This window comes from Photobacterium carnosum, from assembly GCF_021236965.1.
GTDB lineage: Bacteria > Pseudomonadota > Gammaproteobacteria > Enterobacterales > Vibrionaceae > Photobacterium > Photobacterium carnosum.
Genome location: NZ_WMDN01000002.1, coordinates 189,707 through 213,308 on the forward strand (window position 1 = coordinate 189,707; position 23,602 = coordinate 213,308).

General features: G+C 39.5%; 18 protein-coding genes. 9 read left to right on the forward strand and 9 right to left on the reverse strand.

Translation table 11 applies throughout. From position 1 onward, the window contains the following. Positions 1-29 precede the first annotated feature (29 nt). Entirely contained in the window at positions 30-359 is a 330-nt protein-coding gene (locus tag GLP24_RS02855; RefSeq protein ID WP_101767204.1) for a YbaB/EbfC family nucleoid-associated protein, read from the forward strand. Between the two features lie 3 nt (positions 360-362). Beyond that, a complete protein-coding gene (gene recR, locus GLP24_RS02860) occupies positions 363-962 on the forward strand; it encodes a recombination mediator RecR (RefSeq protein ID WP_101767203.1) in 600 nt (199 codons plus the stop codon). A gap of 90 nt (positions 963-1,052) precedes the next feature. Here the strand turns inward: recR and GLP24_RS02865 are convergent, their stop codons facing one another. Both GLP24_RS02865 and GLP24_RS02870 read right to left on the reverse strand, forming a co-directional pair. After that, on the reverse strand, positions 1,053-1,601 hold the full coding sequence (locus tag GLP24_RS02865) for a regulatory protein ToxS (protein WP_101767202.1): 549 nt from the start codon (positions 1,599-1,601) through the stop codon (positions 1,053-1,055). Beyond that, positions 1,592-2,470 (reverse strand): winged helix-turn-helix domain-containing protein, encoded by an 879-nt coding sequence (locus tag GLP24_RS02870; protein ID WP_152652928.1) that lies wholly within the window; start codon positions 2,468-2,470, stop codon positions 1,592-1,594. The genes GLP24_RS02865 and GLP24_RS02870 overlap by 10 nt, the downstream gene beginning before the upstream one ends. 192 nt (positions 2,471-2,662) lie before the next feature. On the opposite strand from GLP24_RS02870, the gene htpG reads away from it, so the two are divergent. The 4 genes from htpG (at position 2,663) to GLP24_RS02890 (ending at position 7,994) form a co-directional block, all read left to right on the forward strand. Continuing rightward, positions 2,663-4,564 carry a molecular chaperone HtpG gene (htpG, locus tag GLP24_RS02875; protein ID WP_232612708.1) on the forward strand — a complete coding sequence of 634 codons (1,902 nt, stop codon included), beginning with the start codon at positions 2,663-2,665 and terminating at the stop codon, positions 4,562-4,564. A 142-nt stretch (positions 4,565-4,706) separates the two neighbouring features. Continuing rightward, positions 4,707-5,351: an adenylate kinase gene (gene adk / locus GLP24_RS02880; protein ID WP_101767199.1), complete on the forward strand. Its 645-nt coding sequence runs from the start codon at positions 4,707-4,709 to the stop codon at positions 5,349-5,351. 215 nt (positions 5,352-5,566) lie between these two features. Continuing rightward, positions 5,567-6,538 (forward strand): ferrochelatase, encoded by a 972-nt coding sequence (hemH, locus tag GLP24_RS02885; protein ID WP_232615495.1) that lies wholly within the window; start codon positions 5,567-5,569, stop codon positions 6,536-6,538. 151 nt (positions 6,539-6,689) lie between these two features. Then, positions 6,690-7,994 carry an inosine/guanosine kinase gene (locus GLP24_RS02890; protein WP_101767197.1) on the forward strand — a complete coding sequence of 435 codons (1,305 nt, stop codon included), beginning with the start codon at positions 6,690-6,692 and terminating at the stop codon, positions 7,992-7,994. A 70-nt stretch (positions 7,995-8,064) separates the two neighbouring features. Here the strand turns inward: GLP24_RS02890 and asnB are convergent, their stop codons facing one another. The 4 genes from asnB to nagB all read right to left on the reverse strand — a co-directional run bounded on the left by asnB (position 8,065) and on the right by nagB (position 14,297). Beyond that, the gene (gene asnB, locus GLP24_RS02895) at positions 8,065-9,735 is read right to left on the reverse strand and encodes an asparagine synthase B (protein WP_232576818.1); all 1,671 of its coding nucleotides are present in this window, start codon (positions 9,733-9,735) and stop codon (positions 8,065-8,067) included. Between the two features lie 323 nt (positions 9,736-10,058). Further along, entirely contained in the window at positions 10,059-11,654 is a 1,596-nt protein-coding gene (locus tag GLP24_RS02900) for a cation:proton antiporter family protein (RefSeq protein WP_232576817.1), read from the reverse strand. Between the two features lie 160 nt (positions 11,655-11,814). After that, entirely contained in the window at positions 11,815-13,029 is a 1,215-nt protein-coding gene (gene nagC, locus GLP24_RS02905) for a DNA-binding transcriptional regulator NagC (RefSeq protein ID WP_101767194.1), read from the reverse strand. A 467-nt stretch (positions 13,030-13,496) separates the two neighbouring features. After that, positions 13,497-14,297 carry a glucosamine-6-phosphate deaminase gene (gene nagB / locus GLP24_RS02910; protein WP_101767193.1) on the reverse strand — a complete coding sequence of 267 codons (801 nt, stop codon included), beginning with the start codon at positions 14,295-14,297 and terminating at the stop codon, positions 13,497-13,499. A 259-nt stretch (positions 14,298-14,556) separates the two neighbouring features. Between nagB and nagE the strand changes: the two genes are divergently transcribed. The 3 genes from nagE (at position 14,557) to glnS (ending at position 20,762) form a co-directional block, all read left to right on the forward strand. Beyond that, a complete protein-coding gene (nagE, locus tag GLP24_RS02915; protein ID WP_101767192.1) occupies positions 14,557-16,026 on the forward strand; it encodes an N-acetylglucosamine-specific PTS transporter subunit IIBC in 1,470 nt (489 codons plus the stop codon). 175 nt (positions 16,027-16,201) lie between these two features. After that, positions 16,202-18,865: a beta-N-acetylhexosaminidase gene (locus GLP24_RS02920; protein ID WP_232615496.1), complete on the forward strand. Its 2,664-nt coding sequence runs from the start codon at positions 16,202-16,204 to the stop codon at positions 18,863-18,865. A 232-nt stretch (positions 18,866-19,097) separates the two neighbouring features. Next, positions 19,098-20,762 carry a glutamine--tRNA ligase gene (glnS, locus tag GLP24_RS02925; protein ID WP_101767190.1) on the forward strand — a complete coding sequence of 555 codons (1,665 nt, stop codon included), beginning with the start codon at positions 19,098-19,100 and terminating at the stop codon, positions 20,760-20,762. 134 nt (positions 20,763-20,896) lie between these two features. On the opposite strand, the gene fur is transcribed toward glnS, so the two are convergent. From fur to GLP24_RS02940, 3 genes are all read right to left on the reverse strand, one after another. Further along, positions 20,897-21,343, reverse strand: coding sequence for a ferric iron uptake transcriptional regulator (gene fur, locus GLP24_RS02930; protein WP_101767189.1), 447 nt, complete (start codon positions 21,341-21,343; stop codon positions 20,897-20,899). A gap of 539 nt (positions 21,344-21,882) precedes the next feature. Next, positions 21,883-22,410 (reverse strand): flavodoxin FldA, encoded by a 528-nt coding sequence (gene fldA, locus GLP24_RS02935; protein ID WP_232615497.1) that lies wholly within the window; start codon positions 22,408-22,410, stop codon positions 21,883-21,885. Positions 22,411-22,762: 352 nt separating this feature from the next. Further along, complete coding sequence (locus GLP24_RS02940; protein ID WP_232615498.1) at positions 22,763-23,527, reverse strand: alpha/beta fold hydrolase; 765 nt, start codon at positions 23,525-23,527, stop codon at positions 22,763-22,765. Between the last annotated feature and the right edge of the window lie 75 nt (positions 23,528-23,602).

A 23,602-nucleotide genomic window follows, 5' to 3' on the forward strand; every position in this document is an offset into this window, starting at 1 on the left:
ACCAGAGACCAGATAGAGAGAGAAGAGTTATGTTTGGTAAAGGCGGTATGGGCAACATGATGAAGCAAGCGCAGCAAATGCAAGAGCGCATGCAAAAGATGCAAGAAGAAGTTGCAGGCATGGAAGTTACTGGTGAATCTGGTGCTGGCCTTGTTAAAGTGACTATCACGGGTAGCCATAGCGTACGTCGTGTTGAAATCGATGAAAGCCTAATGGAAGATGATAAAGATATGCTTGAAGATTTGATTGCAGCCGCATTTAATGATGCAGCGCGTCGTATCGAAGAAACACAAAAAGAGAAAATGGCAGGTGTTACCGGCGGTATGAACTTACCAGCTGGCTTTAAGCTTCCATTTTAATCAATGCGAACCAGTCATTTACTGGAGCATTTGATGGAAGCTTTACGTTGTTTGCCTGGGGTTGGTCCTAAGTCAGCACAGCGTATGGCTTTTAATTTGCTACAACGAAATCGTCAGGGTGGTTTGCAGCTAGCTGAGGCATTAAATCAAGCGATGACTGAAATTGGTCATTGTCGTGATTGCCGTACGTTTACTGAAGATGATATTTGCGCTATTTGTGATAATCCTCGACGTAAAGAGAACGGTATTATTTGTGTGGTCGAAAGCCCAGCAGATATTGTAGCAGTAGAAGCAACCGGCCAATTTTCAGGACGTTACTTCGTATTAATGGGCCATTTGTCGCCGCTTGATGGCATTGGTCCTGCTGATATTGGTCTTGATACACTAGAGTTTCGTTTGCAAAAAGAAGTAATTAATGAATTGATATTAGCCACTAACCCTACGGTTGAAGGCGAAGCAACAGCTCATTATATTGCAGAACTTTGTCATGAATATGATGTGCCCGCGAGTAGAATTGCTCACGGTGTGCCTGTCGGCGGTGAGTTAGAATTGGTTGATGGCACCACGTTATCGCATTCTATTGCTGGACGGCAGCGATTATAACACTCGTTATTTTTGCAATAAAAAAACCGCGTTCTTTGAGCGCGGTTTTTTATTGGTTGTTATTTAAGAATAGCTGATGCTTTCGTTATATTACTTGGTTGAAAATAGCACTTTAGAATCATGAGTGAGGCTAGTCAGTAATAACGTCTGCTCATTAATGGTATCAATACGACAACTTTCTTGTGCATTCATTTTAAATATATCTCTAATGATTTTTAATTGTTTACTATCAAAATCATGATTTGAACCCGAGGTAATATCTTTAAACTCTAATGGTTCGGTGAGCAAATAACCACCACTAACATTCCAACGACCTGATTCTGAAATATGAATCATTAATGGTTGTGGCTCATCACTGTGTAATTCAAGGATCGTGATCCGTGAATAAGTGTGATTAGGTAAAAATACCATATTGCTGCTTTGTTTTACTTTACGTAACATTTTCAGTGAATCTTGTGGTAACGACTCTATTTGACTAATGGTGGTACTTTGCCATTCACGTGACATCAATAATTGTTGTTGTTTGTAGTCGGTTGAAAAATACACCCATGAGCACAATACAATAGAGCTAATTAAAATCAAAAATGGCCAGTATCGGTGTAATAAGTGTGTCAATTGGTTAGAGGCCGTTAGCGACATAAGTTTATATTATCCTTATCACTCGTCAGTAAACGTACGGTTACGTTTTCTGTTGGCACCTTGCTGTCATGTAAATAGTTTAGATACAATTGGTTGTTTTGACCGCCAGTAACAATTACTTCAGACGGTTTTAAATCTGAATTATTGTGATACTTGATGTAATTACTGACACACAGTTGAATCATATTATGCCATTCTTTTATCTTTGGATTATTCTTTGGAACATAGATCGTTACGCCATCAACATTAAATAAAGGCGTAAATGCCGCTGATTTTGGCGGCATGCTGATGTTAACAATAATCGGTAATATAAAAGCAATCGTGAGTGCCAACCAGCCTTTCCACGAAATTAACGTTGATTTACTTTGGGTTGATTCTTTATCTTGCGAGCAATATACCGAGGTCATGGTATTGAGGTAAGCCTCTTTACGCGGCGAAGACAGAATCGGTTCAAATGCTGGTGGCGAAGACAAAATCGCTGGATTATCGATACCAGAATTAGGCTCTAATCGTTGTTTTTGACAGATGTAACCTTCTACACTGGCAATCATTTGATAGCCACGTTTAGGCACGGTTTTAACAAACTCAGGTGATTTTGTTGAGTCTTTTAATGCCTTGCGTAAGGTTGAAATTGCTTGTGTTAGACTAGAATCATCAACCTCAAAACCTTGTTCTCGCCATACATAATCATGAATACGTTGGCGAGTTATAATTAGGCTAGGATCTTCAATGAGCAAACTTAATGCTCGACTTTCATTACTACCAAGCCGAGTTAATTCATTATTATCACATTTATCTATTAAGCTGTTGTCATTAGGATCGAAAATAAAACGATTTCCAATCAAATACTTAGTTGCATTTGTTGTCATTGGTTTAGCCTTGCCAAGGGTTTTATATAAACAATATTATTATCTGTTTTATCTGAATACTGTCTGAATCTAAAAATATAAAACCGTTACTCAAAAAATATAAAAATAAAAAACATGTTATTTTAGGTTGAAATCATACAGTTTGACCATATTTATCTTTATATACTACTCATAAATTTTTTTGGAGTCGAAATGAGCGAGCAAACAGTTGATAACAAAAAGGAAACACGTGGTTTCCAATCAGAAGTAAAACAACTACTGCATTTAATGATTCATTCTCTTTACTCTAATAAAGAGATTTTTTTACGTGAACTGATTTCTAATGCATCAGACGCGGCGGATAAGTTGCGTTTTAAAGCATTATCAAAAACTGATTTATACGGTAACGATGCAGATTTATGTGTAAAGCTGGCAATTAATCCACAAGCTGGCACCTTAACCGTTAGTGATAATGGTATTGGTATGACACGTGAACAAGCGATTGAACATTTAGGTACGATTGCGAAATCAGGTACTAAAGAATTCTTTGCACAATTAGATGAAAATGAAACTAAAGACTCACAACTGATTGGTCAGTTTGGTGTCGGTTTCTATTCTGCATTTATTGTGGCTGACAGTGTAACGGTGAATACACGTAGTGCTGAAGTTACAGCTGATGAAGGTGTTTGCTGGATATCAGCAGGTGAGGGCGATTACAGCATCGAGACCATCACTAAAGCAAACCGTGGTACTGAGATTATTTTACATTTACGTGCTGATGAGCAAGAGTTCTTAGATGAACAGCGTTTACGTGAAATCGTTAGTAAATATTCTGACCACATTGGTATCCCTGTCTTTATTCAAACAGAAGAACAAGATGAAGAAGGCAAGGTAACAGGGACAAAATGGGATCAAATTAACAAAGCACAAGCACTTTGGACGCGTAATAAGTCAGATATCAGCAATGATGAGTATAAAGAATTTTATAATCACGTTGCCCATGATTATGCCGAGCCATTAACATGGAGTCATAACCGTGTTGAAGGTAAGCAAGATTATACGAGTTTGTTATACATTCCATCAAAAGCACCGTGGGATTTAAATAACCGCGATGGCCAGCATGGTCTTAAATTGTATGTGCAACGTGTGTTTGTTATGGATGATGCACAACAGTTCATGCCAACGTACTTACGTTTTGTGCGCGGTTTAATTGATTCAAATGATCTACCATTAAATGTTTCACGTGAAATATTGCAAGACAATAAAGTGACTCAAGCTCTACGTAAAGCATGTACGAAGCGTGTATTGCAAATGCTTGAGCGCATGGCAAAAAATGAGCCAGAGCAATATCAATCATTCTGGAAAGAGTTTGGTCAGGTGCTAAAAGAAGGCTTGGCAGAAGACTTTAGCAACCGTGATAAAATTGCAGCATTGCTACGTTTCTCATCAACAGATAATGATACTGCTGAGCAAACTGTTTCGTTGACCGATTACATTAGCCGTATGCAAGAAGGTCAAGAGAAGATCTATTATTTAACGGCAGATAACTTTAACGCGGCTAAGCATAGTCCACACCTTGAGCAATTCCGTGCTAAAGGCTTAGAAGTTATTTTGATGTACGATCGTATTGATGAATACCTAATGGGTCACTTACCTGAATTTGAAGGTAAGAAATTCCAAGCGATCACAAAATCTGATCTTGATCTGTCTTCATTTGATAATGCAGAAGAAAAAGAAAAGCAGAAAGAAACAGAAAAAGAATTCACTTCTGTTACTGATCGCACCAAAACATACCTTGGTGAGCGCGTTAAAGAAGTACGCCCAACGTTTAAACTGCATGATACTCCAGCCGTTATGGTGACAGACGAAAACGAAATGGGTACACAAATGGCGAAATTGCTTGCAGCTGCTGGTCATGAAGCGCCAGAGGTGCAGTACATCTTTGAGTTAAATCCAGAGCATAGCTTAGTGAAGCAAATGGCGGATGAAGCTGACGAAGAAGTCTTTGGTCGCTGGGTTGAATTATTGTTTGGTGAAGCAATGCTTGCTGAACGCGGTACGATGGATGATCCTTCACAGTTCTTAGCTGCCGTAAACAAGTTGTTGGTTAAATAATCAATTAATTAATCAAAATCACAGACTATTCTGATAAATCATTCAATCGCGGCTTGGTCATAGTGCCAAGCTTGCGACTGAGCGCTAATCAGTGTATTTTCAGTTTTTTGCAAATTTCCACTCTATTTTAAAGGGGAACACAATGCGCATTATCCTTCTGGGTGCACCCGGTGCAGGTAAAGGTACTCAAGCTCAATTCATCATGGAAAAATTTGGTATTCCACAAATTTCCACTGGTGACATGTTACGTGCAGCAATCAAAGCGGGCACTGAACTAGGTAAGCAAGCAAAATCAGTGATCGATGCAGGTCAACTTGTGTCTGACGATATCATTCTTGGTCTTGTTAAAGAGCGTATCACTGCAGAAGATTGTGCAAAAGGTTTCCTACTTGATGGTTTCCCTCGCACAATTCCTCAAGCAGATGGTCTTAAAGAAAATGGCGTTGTTGTTGACTACGTTATTGAATTTGACGTTGCTGACGATGTGATTGTTGAACGTATGGCGGGTCGTCGTGCTCACCTTGCTTCTGGTCGTACTTACCATGCTGTTTACAACCCACCAAAGGTTGCTGGTAAAGATGACGTAACAGGTGAAGAGCTTGTTATTCGTGAAGATGACAAAGAAGAAACAGTTCGTGCACGTCTAACGGTATACCATAACCAAACTGCACCTCTTATCGAATACTACGGTAAAGAAGCGGCTGCTGGTAATACTAAGTACCTTAAGTTTGATGGTACGTTACCTGTTGTTGAAGTAAGTGCACAGCTTGAGAAAGCATTAGCATAAATAGCATTGTTAATTAGCTAATTATTTATAATAGTTAATAACGATGTAAATAAACGGGCTTACCAATTGGTAATGCTCGTTTTTTTTGGTTTTAATATAACAGTAGTATAAAATGTTATAGCGAAATTGCGTATTTTTTGTTATTTAAATGTATTAAAAAGAAGCTGGAAGTAAGTTGTTTTCAGTGATGAGTAAAAGATAAAGGATAAATACCGATGACAATTAATAATAACTATGGGGTATTACTGGTTAATCTTGGTACTCCTGATGCACCAACAACCGCTGGCGTGAAACAGTTTTTAGCGGAATTTTTGCATGATAAGCGTGTGGTTGATATGATGCGTTGGTTATGGTGTCCTATTTTACATGGCATTATTTTACCAATACGTTCACCTAAAGTGGCTAAATTATACCAATCCGTGTGGATGGATGATGGCTCACCGTTAATGGTGTATTCACGTCGTCAGCAACAAGCCTTACAACAATCTTTAAATGTTCCCGTTGCATTAGGTATGACCTATGGTGAGCCCAGTATTCAATCAGGCTTGCAACAGCTAAAACAGCAGGGATGTAAGCACGTTATCGTACTACCGTTATATCCACAATATTCGGCAACGACAACCGCCGCAGTTTTTGATCGTATTGCTAAAGAGTTAAAAACAGTGCCTGAATTACCCGAACTCCGTTTTGTGAATCATTACTATGATCACCCTGATTATATTGCGGCGTTATCTCAGTCTGTTGAGGTGTTTTGGGCAGAGAAAGGGCAACCTGATTATCTATTGTGTTCATACCACGGTATTCCTCAGCGTTATGCAGATAATGGCGATCCCTACCCAGACCATTGTCATCAAACCACGGTATTATTGGCTCAATTACTGGATATGCCACGTGAGAAAATGAGCATGAGTTATCAATCTATCTTTGGACGGGAAGAATGGTTGAAGCCGTATACGGAAGCGACAATTAAATCATTAGCTGAAAAAGGTATTAAACGTTTAGATGTGATGTGTCCTGCTTTCTCGGTTGATTGTTTGGAAACACTAGAAGAAATTGCAGAGCAGTGTAAAGCGGTATTTATTGAAGCTGGTGGTAAAGAGTTTAATTTGATCCCATGCTTAAATGACAGTCCTGCTCATATATTGATGATGGAAAACTTGATTAAACAGCATACACAAGGATGGTAATCTTGATATAGAGATAAACATCATTATATGTACGATAACGTTTGCGTTGTTGTTTGTGGCTATTATTCGTAAAACCGATGATAGCTTTTGCTTTTATGTACCAAATTCTGTGATAGAATTCGCAAAATTTACAACTTGACAGCCCATTGACATGAAATTTCCAGGCCAACGAAAATCTAAGCATTATTTCCCTGTACATGCTCGCGATCCACTTCTAAGTCAAACGAAGATAGAGAAGCGTTTAACACGTACTCATGTTGTGGGTATCGATCAAACATTGGTTGATATTGAAGCCTACGTTGATGATGAATTTCTGGAACGTTATGAGCTGAGTAAAGGCCATTCATTGGTGATTACCGATGAAAAAGCAGAAGCACTTTATAATGAGTTAAAAGATAATAATCTTGTGACTCATGAATTTGCTGGTGGCACGATTGGTAATACGTTACATAATTACTCAGTATTAGCTGATGATAAGTCCGTATTATTAGGTGTAATGAGTAAAGACATTGAAATTGGTAGCTATGCTTACCGTTATCTTTGTAATACTTCAAGCCGTATGGATATGAATTATCTGCAGCCTGTCAATGGTCCAATTGGCCGTTGTTTTGCGCTGATCTCTAAAGATGGTGAGCGTACCTTCGCGATAAACGAAGGTAACATGAACCAACTTAGACCTGATAGCATTCCTGAGTGTGTATTTGAAAATGCATCAGCATTAGTTATAACGGCTTATCTTGTACGTTGTAAGCCTGGCGATCCTATGCCAGCAGCGACAATGAAAGCCATTGAGTACGCTAAGAAATATGACGTACCAGTGGTATTAACGTTGGGTACTAAATTCGTTATTCAAGACGATCCACAATGGTGGCGTGATTTCTTACGCGACCATGTAACAGTGGTTGCAATGAATGAAGACGAAGGTGAAGCGTTAACGGGTGAGTCTGATCCATTAGTTGCAGCAGATAAAACGCTAGAATGGGTTGATCTTGTTTTGTGTACTGCTGGCCCTGTTGGTTTATACACTGCGGGTTATACTGAAGAATCAGCAAAACGTGAGACTGCATTACCGTTATTACCTGGTGATATTGCTGAATTTAACCGTTATGAATTTAGCCGTCCTATGATTAAATCGACATGTGAGAATCCAACTAAGGTTTATTCACATATTGCTCCATACATGGGTGGCCCAGAGCGAATCAAAAATACTAATGGTGCCGGTGATGGTGCATTATCTGCATTACTGCATGATATGTCTGCTAACCGTTATCATAAAGAAAACGTGCCAAATTCAAGTAAGCACCAATATTCGTTCCTAACGTACTCATCATTCTCTCAGGTTTGTTTGTATGCAAACCGGGTAAGTTATGAAGTATTAGCTCAGTATTCACCTCGTCTTTCTCGCGGCTTACCTGAGCGTGAAGATAGCCTAGAAGAAGCTTACTGGGAACGTTAATAACACGTTGTTATTAACCATAAAAAAAACCGCCATTTTCGATGGCGGTTTTTTTATAACGTTAATTTATCTATTTCTTGTAAGCTTGGTTATGAACCGCTGCAATCGCTCGACCTGATGGGTCTGCGGCATTTTTAAAACTCTCATCCCACTCAATGGCTTTTGCACTAGAACAAGCAATCGATGGACCACCTGGTACACATTTAGCGGCACTTTCTAGCGGGAAATGTTCTTCAAAAATTTCACGGTAAACATAGCCTTCTTTTGTTGTTGGCGTGTTATATGGGAAACGGAATGCAGCTGTTGCTAACTGCTTATCAGTCACTTTTTCTTCAGCAACTTCTTTTAAGCTATCAATCCAGCTATAACCTACACCATCAGAGAATTGTTCTTTCTGACGCCATGCAACGGCTTCTGGTAAATAATGCTCAAAACACTCTCGAAGAATGTGTTTTTCCATTTTACCGTTGCCACACATTTTATCTTGAGGGTTAATGCGCATTGCAACATCAAGGAATTCTTTATCCAAGAAGGGTACACGAGCTTCTATGCCCCATGCTGCCATTGATTTGTTAGCGCGTGCGCAGTCAAACATGTTAAGCGCTAATAACTTACGCACTGTTTCTTCATGGAATTCTTTAGCGTTAGGTGCTTTGTGGAAGTATAAATAACCCCCAAAGATTTCATCAGCACCTTCACCTGAAAGCACCATTTTAATCCCCATAGCACGGATCTTACGTGACATAAGATACATCGGTGTTGAGGCGCGGATCGTGGTGACATCATAGGTTTCAATGTGGTAAATAACATCACGAATGGCATCTAGGCCTTCTTGGACAGTATAGGTTAACTCGTGGTGAACCGTACCAAGGGCATCGGCTACAATTTTCGCTGCTTTTAGATCGGGTGCATCTTCAAGACCAATCGCAAACGAGTGCAGTGTTGGCCACCAAGCTTGTGATTGTTCATCATCTTCAATACGTTTAGCGGCGAATTTCTTTGTGATCGCAGAGATTACAGAAGAATCTAGACCACCAGACAGTAATACACCATAAGGTACATCTGTCATTAGCTGGCGTTTAACAGCACTTTCAAGGGCATCTGCTAATGCTATTTTATCGGTTGTTGCGTCTTTAACTGCATCAAATTCCATCCAGTCACGTTTGTAGTAACGAACAGGTTCGCCTTTTTTACTCCAAAGGTAAGTGCCTGGAGGAAATTCACTGATTGTTTTACATACTGGCACTAGTGCTTTCATTTCAGAAGCAATATAGAAGTTACCATGTTCATCATAGCCTTGATAAAGCGGGATAATACCAATGTGGTCACGACCAATAAGGTAAGCATCTTCTTGCTCATCATACAGAATAAAGGCAAAGATACCGTTGAGGTAATCTAATAACTCCGGTCCTTTTTCCTTATAAAGCGCTAAGATAATTTCACAATCCGACTCTGTTTGGAATGGGTAGTTAGGTGCAAACTCAGCGCGTAATTCTTTGTGGTTGTAAATTTCACCATTGACCGCAAGTACATGGCTTTTATCCGTGTTATATAGCGGTTGCTCACCACTATTTAAGTCAACAATCGCTAAACGCTCATGAACTAGAATAGCGTTGTCTGACGCATAAATTCCTGACCAATCAGGACCGCGATGACGCATTTTTTTTGATAATTCAAGGGCTGTTGTACGAAGTACTGAAGCGTCGCTCTTGATGTCAAGGATGCCGAATATTGAACACATAATAATACTACTCCAAACGTTTTATTTTTTATTATCCATAATTGATGAAAATGTATCATGTAGCGAATAAGTTATCATTATGGTAATTGATGTTTATACTGATTTTGCTTTTCGTTGATTGTTAAAATTACGCATTCGTTAATAAATTACAACTATTTATTATGATTATATTTAAATAAAGCATTGCTGCTGAATATTATCTATTTAAATTGGATTTTTATGAATATTATCTATTTTTGCAGAGTTTTTTAATTGAGAAAATAAACAACAGCATCGCTACTGTTTATTTTTCTCTGCGAAATATCTAAGTTTTGAAGTGTAATTTAGTGTGGTTTTCGTGGGATTATTTGAGGTTGGAGGTGATCACAGACATCACGAGCAAAACCGCTACCCGCTTCGCTATAAATATTAAAGGCTGCATCAATACCTTGTTGGTGTAATTGTGTCTCTTCATCACTGTATTTTGCTATAGCGGCTATTTTTCCTTGGAAATTACGACTTTTGAGCTGATCTAAAGCATAGATATTCGCTGGACCATTTGGCATTGCTAATAAAATAAGCTCAATATGGTGGTTTTTGATAACCCGTTCCCAAAAGTCAGGGTCGGTCGCATCACCATGAATGACATTACGTTGTTGCTGGCGATGTAACTCTACCGATTCACGACGAGTTTCAACGCCAATAATCTGTTTACCATAACGACTTTCTAATTCGTCATAAGCACCAGAGCCGATACGACCCATACCGAGAATAAGAATACTGACATTACCTAAATCAATCAGTTTGTCGTGACAATTTAAGCGATCAGGATCAAATTCTTTTAGTCGTTTAGCGGCTTCAGTATAGAGTTTATGACTCATACTGTTCAGTGGCGCTGCCAGTAAAAACGATAATGACACGGCGATAGCCATAGCGACTAAGAATGTGCCGGGTAACAACCCCATTTTATAGGCGACGCCACCCACAATAAGGCCAAATTCACTATAATTAAATAGGGTTAAGGTTGCTAACATTGAGGTTCGTACACGGTAGCGGCATAAATGGAACACTGCGTAATAAAGAATTCCTTTAAGAGGCAGTAGTAGCATTAATACGAGGGCCATTAACATGCCGTTGATGGTAGGGGATTCCGCGAGACCAATGTTTAAAAAGAAGCACACCAATAGCAGTTCTTTAAAATTAAACAATGACTTAGCCATCTCTGATGCTTTAGGATGACCCGCCATTAGCATACCTAATATCAACGCTCCTAGATCTGGTTTCATGCCGACAATTTCAAATAAACCCGCTCCTGCAACCAGTGCGAGCATAACAGCATATAAGACTAATATTTCACCGTGACCTGCTTTATCTAGGATGCGATATAACAATGGGCGTAGCAAGGGCAGAGCAAATAAACCAAGTGCTGTTATATCAGGAATTTTACCGCTGGATATGGCGAGGAATAGTACTGCGAAAATATCCTGCATAACCAGAATGCCAATAGCAACGGTGCCATATTTAGCGTTTAATTCTCCTTTGTCTTGCAGCAGTTTGACGGCAAAAACAGTACTAGAAAATGACAATGCAAAGCCAATCAGTATTAATTGACTAAGTGCCATTTCGGCAAACATTGTCAGTCCTAATTGTTTTAGAACTAAAAGAAATAACGTAAAAAGGGCGGTAGATAACAGATTGTGTATGGTTGCGCCGCCCCATACTTCTTTGTTAAGTAAGGTTTTTATGTCAAGTTTTAAGCCGATAGTAAATAATAATAAGGTTACGCCAAGATCGGCTAAAGTCGTTAATGCTGGAGTAGACTGAAAACCAAAACTATTAAGCATAAAGCCAGCAACTAAAAAGCCAACCAGAGGGGGTAATTTACAACGAAGGGCGATGAAACCGGCCAGAAAGGCCGCGCTAATATACAGTAACTCCATAGCTTAGACTACATCCTTGCAAGATAGTGTTCGGAAATATAATTGATAACAATAATAGCATTAGGGGGATTAATCATTTGAGATTAATCCCCCCTTTTTTATGATGGTTGTTTTATAAGAACGGTGGTTATTTGTTCTTATAAATTGGTATCGCGGATACTTAGTCTTCTAGCAGGCGCTGTAGCAGTACACCATTAAGCATTGCACGCTTGATCATTGAAAAAGCGCCAATAGTGGGTTGATTATATAGCTCTGATGCGACAATCGGTAAATCGTGATTAAAAGCAGATAATGATTGGTTTTCAACGCAACGACGTATTGCTGGCAATACAATGGCTTGTGCCTGAGTAATATTACCTGCCAGAATAATCTTTTGAGGGTTGAATAAATTAATCGTCATCGCTAATGCTTTACCAAGGTGGTGACCGACTTTCAGTAACGCTTGAATGGCCAGTTCATCACCATTATTGGCCGCATCACAAATCGCTGGCATAGTGACTTCTTCCAAGTCTTGCAAACTACTTGGATAACCTTGGTTGAGTAGATTTTGAACATGCATAATCACTGCAGGATCAGAGGCTACCGTTTCTAAGCAGCCAAAATTACCACACTGACATTTATCCCCTAGTGGATCGATTTGGATATGACCAATCTCTCCGACATTGCGATTTTGACCAAGGAAGACCTGACCATTAACAATAATGCCAGCGCCAGTACCATTATGCATACTGACTAAAATTGAATCTTTACAGTCTCGGCTAGCACCGAAGAAGTGTTCTGCCAGCGCGAGGCCTCGAATATCATTGCCGACAAAAGTAATAATACCAAAAATGTCTTGAATAATATGTGCAAGCTCAAAATCATGCACTTCAGTGTTTGGCATGTAAGTAACCGTGCCACTTTCTGGATTAACAAGTCCTGGAAGAATAATGCCAAATGCCACCAGTTCTTTCATTACATTCTGATTATTATCAATAAATTCTTGAATATATTTGATTAGACCTTCGGCTAGTTCATTTTGGTCAGAATATAAAAACGGATAGGCCGCACCGGTAATATGTTTACCACTGAGGTCATAAAGGGTTATTTCAATATTATTACGGCCAATACGTACTGCGATCGAATGAAAACCGACTGATTCTGTCGTTAGAGATATTGCTCTTCTTCCTCCCGTTGATGCTTGCTGAGCGACTTCTTTTATTAAGCCACGTTCTAGCAGTTGGCGGGTAATCTTAGTGACACTTGCAGGAGCGAGGTGACTAATATCAGCAACCTGGATGCGAGAGATAGGGCCTTGCAAGTCGATAAGTCTGTATACAGCAGCACTATTTAGCTGCTTGACCAGATCAACATTACCAATTTGTCCGCCTGTCATAGTTTAATTCTGCTCGTAATTAGCGTTAATAATTATCGCCTGAAGATGATAATGATGATTTGCTTTCATTATCTTTATTTATCAAAGCGCTACCTATATGTTCGACACTAGTTTAATTGATTTTGATGAGTATTAGTGCCGAATTATTTAATGTATTGCAGTTTTCAATACATTTGTTATCACCGTAATATACTTTCTTATGAATAAAAATAAAGTAATCGTTGTCGGTGCTTGCTGGGGCTGTGGTATTGGTCACGTAAAATACGTAATGAGAGCTATCGAGAAGTGAAGTATCGCTAAGGATCGAATTGTAGACCATGACTGTATTGTCAATAGTGATAATTATGCTTTTTTGTATTTGATTTTAAAGTGAAAAATAAAACGCCGTCAACAAGGCGGCGTTTATTTAATGTCTTAGAACGGCTGTCAATAAATGCGGTTTTCCGTAAAAAGACAGTGGTTATTATTTAGATGTGTGTAATGTTTTCTGCTTCTAACTCTTGGAAATACTTAACAGTTTTCACTTTAAGTTCTTGAGTTGAAGGTTCATCACAAATGATCATTGATTTAGGGTGCAGCTGCAATGCAGATATTGTCCATAGGTGGTTTACACAACCTTCAACAGCCGCTTGTAGTGCTTGTGCCTTGTTGTGACCTGTGATCAGAATCATTACTTCTTCAGAATCTAATAGTGTACCGACACCAATCGTTAATGAGTATTTAGGTACTTGGTTAATATCACCTTCAAAGAAACGAGAATTAGCAATACGTGTTTCGTGCGTTAACGTCTTGATACGCGTACGAGATGCTAATGATGATGCAGGTTCGTTGAAGGCAATATGACCATCATTACCCACGCCACCCATGAACAGGTTAATGCGACCATAGGTTTTGATTTTGTCTTCGTAACGTTGACATTCAACTTCGTGATCTGTGGTGTTGCCATCAAGCAGGTTGATATTTTGCTCTTGTATATCAATATGGCTAAAGAAGTTGTTGTACATGAAGTTACGGTATGACTCAGGGTGATCAGACGCCATGCCAACATATTCATCCATGTTGAAAGTCACGACGTTCTTAAAGCTTACTTCGCCAGCTTGGTATAATTCAATCAAACGCTGGTATGTCGGAAGTGGTGTACCACCTGTAGGTAGACCTAGCACAAATGGACGCTCAGCTGTTGGTTGGAACTTATTAATGCGGTCAGCAATGTAGCGAGCAGACCATAAACCAACATCTTTAGCGTTATTAAGCGGGATTAGTCTCACGTTGACACCTCGTTGAAGATAGTTAAAACAGAAAAAATCTTAGTGGCATATCGCCTTTGTTTCGAATGATAAAATAAGTTTTATGATCGAGCTAGCAAAATCACTCAGTTCTATCTCCGGTCGGTGATTAAGATCACAAATGACGATGTTTTAATTTGCGGAGCGAAATAAAATTCATAAACTGCAAAGGACAAAAAAAAGAGATGGCAAAAAAAAGCTATCACTATCGCATCTAAGAAAACCATAGGGGGAACTAAGGGTGAATATTCTTGGATATTTTCAAAAAGTAGGTAAAGCACTAATGGTGCCAGTTGCAGTACTTCCTGCAGCGGCAATTTTAATGGGTATCGGCTATTGGGTTGATCCGTCAGGTTGGGGCGCAAACTCAGCAATTGCTGCGTTCTTGATTAAAGCGGGTTCTTCAATTATTGATAGCATGTCTATATTGTTTGCAATTGGTGTTGCATACGGTATGTCAAAAGATAAAGACGGCGCAGCAGCATTAGCAGGTTTTGTTGGTTACACTGTTGTAACCACGTTACTTGCACCTGGTACAGTAGCAATGATTCAAGGTATTGACGCAAGTGCTGTACCTGTTGCTTTTGCTAAGATTAATAACCAGTTTGTTGGTATTTTAGTTGGTATCGTATCAGCAGAAATTTACAATCGTTACTCTAACGTTGAATTGCATAAGACATTAGCATTCTTTAGCGGTAAGCGTTTAATCCCAATTTTAACTTCTGTTGCTGGTATTGGTATTGCTGCAGTATTACTGTTTGTATGGCCAGTTATTTACAACGGACTAGTACATTTCGGTGAAAGTATTCAAGGTCTAGGCGCTGCTGGTGCTGGTATCTATGCATTCTTTAACCGTCTATTGATTCCTGTGGGTCTTCACCACGCACTAAACTCAGTATTCTGGTTTGATGTTGCAGGCATTAACGATATTCCTAATTTCTTGAGTGGTAAAGGTACCCCAGGTATTACTGGTATGTACCAGGCTGGTTTCTTCCCAATCATGATGTTTGGTCTACCCGGTGCTGCACTTGCTATGTACCAAACAGCTAAAGTGAAAAATAAAGAGCGTGTAGCTTCATTATTCATTGCTGCTGGTTTTGCATCATTCTTTACAGGTGTTACTGAGCCACTAGAATTTGCATTTATGTTCCTTGCCCCACCTCTTTATGTTATTCACGCAGCGCTAACAGGTATCTCTGTATACATCGCAGCGTCTATGCACTGGATTTCAGGTTTTGGTTTTTCTGCTGGTCTTGTCGACATGGTGTTGTCAGCACGTAATCCACTGGCGGTTAACTGGTACATGCTAATCCTTCAAGGTATTGTGTTCTTCGCTCTGTACTACTTTATTTTCCGCGCTGTTATTCTTAAGTTCAACCTTAAGACGCCTGGCCGTGAAGATGACGAAGAAGAAGTATCATCAGTACGTGGTTCAACTGAAACGGGTGAATTAGCTAAGCAATATTTAAAAGCGCTTGGTGGTCACGGTAACCTAGAAAATATTGATGCTTGTATTACTCGTCTACGTCTGACTCTAAAAGACAGCAGCCTTGCTAATGAAAAGACATTAAAAGCACTAGGTGCAATGGGTGTGGTTAAATTAGGTGCAAACAACCTACAAGTTATTCTTGGCCCTCTTGCTGAAATCGTTGCTGGCGAGATGAAAAAGATCCCAGCATCAGAAGACCTATCAGCAGTAAAGCTTCCATAGTTATTTGAATTTTTAAGTAATTAAGCGACACACGAAATACCGCAACACTTTCAATTAGACCGGTCCTGATATTTTAATTATAAGATATCAAGACCGGCATTTTGAGTACCCAACTTTTGGGCTCTATATAGATTATCCCTTCATTTAGATGGATATCGGGAGAAAGGAATATTTCATGACTATTAAACTTACAGCGTTAGCATCTTTCATTGCACTAGCCATAACGGGTTGTGCAACACAAGGCAATAATGATGAGAAGGTTGTTGAAAATTTAGCTAATAGCCTTGATGTTACTTATGAAATCGTTACTCAACATGGTGCAGAAGAAGGCCTGCAGTGTAAGACGCTTGGCGCAGAATGGGCATCTTGTGATCTAATTAATTTGACGCTAAAAAATAATGGTCCAGCGGTGACGGGCACTGATTGGAAAATTTATTTCAGCAGTATTCGTCAAATTCTTGATGTTCAAAACGACCAATTCAAAGTTACACACGTAACGGGTGATCTTCATACGCTAGAGCCAACGGATAAATTTGATGGATTTGCTGAAGGGGAGACGGTTGTTATTCCTTACATTGGCGAATACTGGACGTTGTTTGAAAATGATTACATGCCTCGTGCATACGTGACTTCTGGCGATGCCGCAGCACAAACAATCAAGAGCACTGACTCTACGAATCCAGGTGATTACCTTGTTCCTCTGAAAGGTGATCAATTTAAGCGAGTTAAAGCAGATAATAATGTGCTTGCAACCGCTGAAACACGTTTTAAAAAGAACCAAGACATTAATGTGTTAGCAACGACAGAAGTGGCAGCAACTATTGTTCCTACACCACTAAGTACTAAGCTAACCGGTAAAACTGTTTCATTAGCAAACGGTATTAAAATTAGCAACTTCACACTGCCAGCTGACATGATGGCTGCTGTGAATGAGCGTCTTGGCGTATTAGGTGTTAACACTAAAGGTCAATACCCAGTAAAAGTGAGCCTTCTACCGGGTTCATTTGCTAAAGATCAACAAATTGCAGGGGCTTACACGTTAGATGTAACACCAACAGGTGCAACGGTTATTGGTTTTGATGACCAAGGTGCATTCTATGGTATGCAGTCGTTGATTTCACTAATGAGTACAGGTGCTAAAAACAGCATTCCTACGTTAGAAGTTACCGATGCACCGCGTTTTGATTACCGTGGTGTAATGGTTGATGTTGGCCGTAACTTCCACTCAAAAGCCGTGATTCTTCGTACGCTAGACCAAATGGCAGCATACAAGATGAACAAATTCCACTTCCACCTATCAGATGATGAAGGTTGGCGTGTTGAGATTCCAGGTTTACCTGAGCTAACAGACATTGGTAGTAAGCGTTGTCATGATCTATCTGAAACAACATGTCTGCTACCTCAACTAGGTTCAGGTCCAACGTCAGACACCGATGGCTCTGGTTACTACAGCAAGCAAGATTACTTAGATATTCTGAAATACGCGAAAGCCCGTGGTATTGAAGTCATTCCTGAAATCGATATGCCAGCGCACGCACGTGCAGCTGTAGTTGCGATGGAAGCGCGTTATAAACGTCTTGCTGCTGAAGGCAAGATGGATGAAGCAAACGAATACCGTTTAATGGATCCACAAGATACGTCAAACGTAACCACAGTACAGTTTTACGATAAGCGTAGTTTCATCAACCCATGTATGGATTCTTCTACAAAGTTTGTTGATAAAGTAATTACTGAAATTCAAGCGATGCATAAAGAAGCGGGTATGCCGCTAAATACATGGCACTTCGGTGGTGATGAAGCGAAAAATATTAAGTTAAATGCTGGTTTTCAAGATCTTAACGCAGCAGAGAAAACAGCTTGGACAGGTTCTATTGACCAATCTAAGCAAAATAAGCCATATCAGAAGTCACCAATGTGTCAGAAATTGATCGCAGAAGGTGTTGTGGCTGATTATGATCACCTACCAAGTCATTTTGCAGAGCAAATCAGTGAAGTGGTTAATAGTAAAGGGATTAAAAACTTCCAAGCATGGCAAGATGGCTTAAAGCACTCTTCAGATTCCAAAGCGTTTGGTACTGATAATGTGCGTGTAAACTTCTGGGACGTTCTATACTGGGGCGGCGGTGCATCAGCTTACGAATGGGCTGATAAAGGCTACGATGTTGTAGTATCAAACCCTGATTATGTTTACATGGATATGCCATACGAAGTAGATCCAATTGAGCGTGGTTATTACTGGGCAACACGTGCAACAGATACCCGTAAGATGTTTGGTTTTGCGCCAGAGAACTTACCCCAAAATGCTGAAACATCACTTGATCGTGATGGCAATGGCTTTACAAGTAAAGGTACAGTGAAATCGAAAGGTTTCTATGGTCTATCTGCTCAGCTTTGGAGTGAGACAGTAGGTAATGATAAGCAGTATGAATACATGGTGTTCCCTCGCGTATTAGCCGCCGCTGAGCGTGCATGGCATAAAGGTGAGTGGGAAAATGAATATCAAGTGGGTGTTGAATATTCTCAAGATTCTAACCATGTAAACAAGAAAGCACTTCATAATGAATGGCAGCGTTTTGCTAACGTATTAGGTCAACGTGAACTTGCGAAACTTGATGCTGCGGGTATTCAATACCGTGTACCAGTACCTGGTGCTAAGATCGAAAATGGTAAACTTGCGATGAACGTAAGTATGCCAGGTCTAACACTACAGTACTCAACGGATGAAGGTAAAACATGGAACACTTATGATGCGAAAGCACAACCAAGTGTGACAGGTAAAGTTGAAATTCGTGCTGTAAGTGGTAATGGTAAACGTTTCAGTCGTGTTACATCACTGTAATCGACTAACAACAATATAAGCTCCGATCATTATATGATCGCGCGATTGCCGACGATGGGATGACCATCGTCGGCTTTTTATTGCGCGTTATTAATTAAATTCACAACTATTGTTTGTTATAACTGCGTTTTTGATTTTTTGCGTAGCGGCATTGAGGTATAGTGTAAAGTCATAGTTCATATTGATGAACTGTACATAATTCTCAATCCTGTAAGTACACGAGGTGTAATAGATGAGTGAATCTGAAGCTCGTCCAACTAACTTTATCCGTCAAATTATTGATACGGATTTAGCAAGTGGCAAACATACAAGCATACATACCCGATTCCCGCCAGAACCGAATGGTTACCTGCATATCGGTCATGCGAAATCTATTTGTTTGAACTTCGGTATTGCTCAGGACTATCAGGGTCAATGTAACTTACGTTTCGATGACACTAACCCTGAAAAAGAAGACATTGAATACGTTGAGTCTATTAAAAATGATGTTAACTGGTTAGGCTTCGAGTGGAGTGGTGAGATTTGTTATTCATCAAACTACTTTGATCAGCTTCATGGGTTTGCCATTGAATTAATTAATAAAGGCTTAGCGTATGTTGATGAGCTAAGTCCTGAGCAAATGCGCGAATATCGCGGTACATTAACGCAAGCGGGTAAGCACAGTCCTTACCGCGATCGTAGTGTCGAAGAAAACTTAGCCTTGTTTGAAAAAATGAAGAACGGCGAAGTTGAAGAAGGCAAAATGTGCCTGCGCGCAAAAATCGATATGGCATCACCATTTATGGTTATGCGTGATCCGGTTATTTACCGTGTTCGTTTTGCAAATCACCACCAAACCGGTGATAAGTGGTGCATTTATCCAATGTACGACTTTACGCATTGTATTTCTGATGCGCTAGAAGGCATTACGCACTCTATCTGTACGCTAGAATTCATGGACAACCGTCGTTTATACGATTGGGTTCTTGAAAATATCACTATTGATTGCACACCACATCAGTATGAATTCAGTCGCCTGAATCTTGAATACACTGTGATGTCTAAGCGTAAGCTAAACCAACTTGTGACTGATAAATTAGTTAACGGTTGGGATGATCCACGTATGCCTACTATTTCTGGTTTACGTCGTCGTGGCTTTACGCCTGGTTCTATGCGTGAATTCTGTAAGCGTATTGGCGTGACTAAGCAAGATAACACCATTGAGATTAGTTCATTAGAATCTTGTATTCGTGATGACCTTAATGAAAATGCATCTCGTGCAATGGCTGTTTTAGATCCTGTTAAAGTTGTTATTGAAAACTTTGACGGTGAGACTGAAACATTAATGGTTGCTAATCATCCGAATAAGCCAGAAATGGGCACGCGTGAGGTTCCATTTAGCCGTGAACTTTATATTGAAGGTGAAGACTTCCGCGAAGAAGCGAACAAGAAGTACAAGCGTTTAGTATTAGGTAAAGAAGTACGTCTACGTGGTGCTTATGTGATTCAAGCTGAGCGTATTGAAAAAGATGCTGAAGGTAATATCACTACTATTTACTGTACTTACGATAAAGATACGCTAGGTAAAAACCCAGCTGACGGTCGTAAAGTAAAAGGTGTTATTCACTGGGTATCTGCTGAGGCGGGTATTGCTGCTGAAATTCGTTTATACGATCGTTTATTTACAGTGCCAAATCCAGGTGCTGCTGATGATTTCGTATCAGTGATTAACCCTGAATCTCTAACGGTATTACACGGCTTTATTGAACCATCATTGGTGACGGCTGAAGCTGAAAAAGCATACCAGTTTGAACGTATTGGTTATTTCTGTGCCGATAACAAAGATTCAAGTGCTGACCATTTAGTGTTTAACCGCACTGTTGGTCTACGTGATACTTGGGCAAAAATTGGTGACTAATTAGTCATTAATATTTGTTAAAAAGCGCCTATTTCAGTGATGGAATAGGCGCTTTTTTTATAATGCTTATTTCTTGTAATAAAAAACCAGTGATATTGATCACTGGTTCTTAGGGTGAAAATAACTAGTCATTGTTATTTTTCATCATGCAACGTTTCATCAGCATTACAGTTGCCGTCTATGCAGTGACCGTAAAGGTATAAGCTGTGATTTGTTAAACGAACATTGAAGCGTGCCGCGATGTCTTTTTGGCGTTGTTCAATCATTTCGTCTGAAAATTCAATTACTTTGCCACAATCAAGACAAACTAAGTGGTCATGATGATGTTGCGTGGCGAGTTCGAATACTGATTTACCACCTTCAAAGTGGTGACGAGTTACAATGCCTGCATCATCAAATTGGTTAAGGACACGGTAAACGGTCGCAAGGCCAATTTCTTCACCGATATCGATGAGTTTTTTATACAGGTCTTCAGCACTGATGTGTTGGCAATCAGGTTGTTGAAGCACTTCTAAAATCTTAAGACGAGGAAGTGTTACTTTAAGACCAGCTTGCTTTAGCGCGTGATTATTATCTGACATCCGATTTTCCTGTTGGCTAGCTGCAAAAATGTTGCAGTAGTCTTTCTCATATAGATTCATTATAAGTGACGCAACGATAACAATAAACCTTAAAAGGTCAGTTATCTAGCAGAAGTGTCACTTTTCTTGAGTTTGCAATATTGTAAATATTATGTAATAAAATAACTTATCATATCCGTTTATATAGTGCGCCGCTTTGTTTGATTACTCGCTGTTTTGTTTAGCTAAGCTAACATTACATTTGGTGTTTTTATTTTGGAGCCGGTAATCATATAATGTTGCTTAGCGGTGATGATTATTTTATGAATTTATATTTTAAATCAAAAAGATAAAAATATCAGGTGAGTAATATTTTGTATGGGATAAGTATGCACAGATTGATTTTCAGACATTAAAAAGATGATGGTTATTTTGCTGTGCTATATTTCTAAAAATTGTATTACTGATATTAAAATTGCATGTTTAGAGTAATGATTATAGAGATAATAAAAAACGCGCTTTAGGCGCGTTTTTTATTGATGCTTTTAACTGCACAGTGCTTAGTCAGCAAGTTCAGCAAGACACATCTCATCAAAGATTTGATTAACCCATTGCTCAACACGCGGTGCTGTTAGCTCTGGTTGACGGTCTTCATCAATACATAAGCCGACAAAGTTTGCATCATCAACGAGTGCTTTTGATGCTTCAAACTCATAGCTAGCAGTTGAGAAATTACCCACAATTGTGCCGCCTTTACTTTCTACGATGTCACGTACTGTACCCATCGCATCACAGAAGTATTCTGCGTAATCTTCTTGGTCACCACAACCAAAGATAGCAACAAGCTTAGTTGAAAAATCAACTTGCTCAAGCTCTGGGAAAAAGTCATCCCAATCGCACTGTGGTTCACCGTAATACCAAGTAGGAATACCTAGTAGTATCAGATCAAAGTTGTCGATATCTTCTTTGCTGCTTTTTGCGATATCTTTTACTTCAACTAGCTTGCTACCTAGTTGCTTCTGAATCATTTTAGCGACAGCTTCGGTGTTACCTGTGTCGCTACCAAAGAAGAGTCCAACGCTCGCCATAGTAGATATTACCTATATTAAATTGTTAACTGCTATTGGGCAGTTTACAGAAATCAGTATAAACGACGCAACGATAATTACTTTTTGCTGGCGATTTGGTGTTTTTTCGCCCAAATATTATCATTGGTGATTGTTGCCCTACATCAAAAGGACATGATAGCTCTTAGTCAATAACGTTAGCTGGTCTAGAGGCTGCTTTAATTGTATTACTATAGAGCAGAAGATAGCAGTAAGCCTACTTTCGTTGCTATCAAACTATAGCGCACTATATCACAGTAGAGTCAGGGGTTTAATAGTTAGTCTTGTCGTCTAATGTAGTTAACCACTGATTCTGATAGTAAGTTATTTATGTTTATTGATTCAAAAATTGATTAATAATGCGATTTACAGTGTCTGGCTTTTCAGCATGAAGCCAATGACCCGTATTGGCAACCACATGTGCTTTAGCGTTAGGGAATTGCGTCATTATCGCATCACGATATTGCGGCTCTATATAATCAGATAGCTGCCCTTTAATAAATAATGTTTTACCAATGAAGGGCTGAGATGCTGGCTGCCAACCCATAATCGTGGCGTAGTTAGTCATTAATCCCTCGACGTTAAATCGCCATTGATAACCCGTTTCTGTTTTTACTAATGATTTTAATAAAAATTGTCGAACACCTGCATCGTTGATATAACGCGCTAAATATTGTTCAGCTTCATTGCGTTTAGTGATTGCGTGGTGATTAACTTCGCGTAAACCGGTAAATACATTTTGGTGACGGTGACCTTTATATGCTATAGGTGCCATGTCGAGAATAATTAAGTGGTTAACCCGTTGAGGCGCTAATGCTGATAGTGTCATCGCAACCTTACCGCCCATCGAATGACCAACAACATCAAATTGATCAATGGTTAAATGATCAAGAGTATCAATAATGTCTTGAGCCAGATCTTGATAGCTGAATAGATCACTATGTGGAGATAAACCATGGTTACGAAGATCGACGCTGATCACTTGGTAATGGAGTTTTAATTCTCGGGCTAAAAGACCAAGATTATCTGCGCTGCCGAACAAGCCATGGATCAAAACGATCGTTTTACCCTTGCCTTCAGCACGAAAATGAAGATTCACAGGCTATTTTCTCTAGTTAGGTGTGGTATTTACCATAGAGTATAACCTCGGATCAGGCTATAATCGTACCCAGAA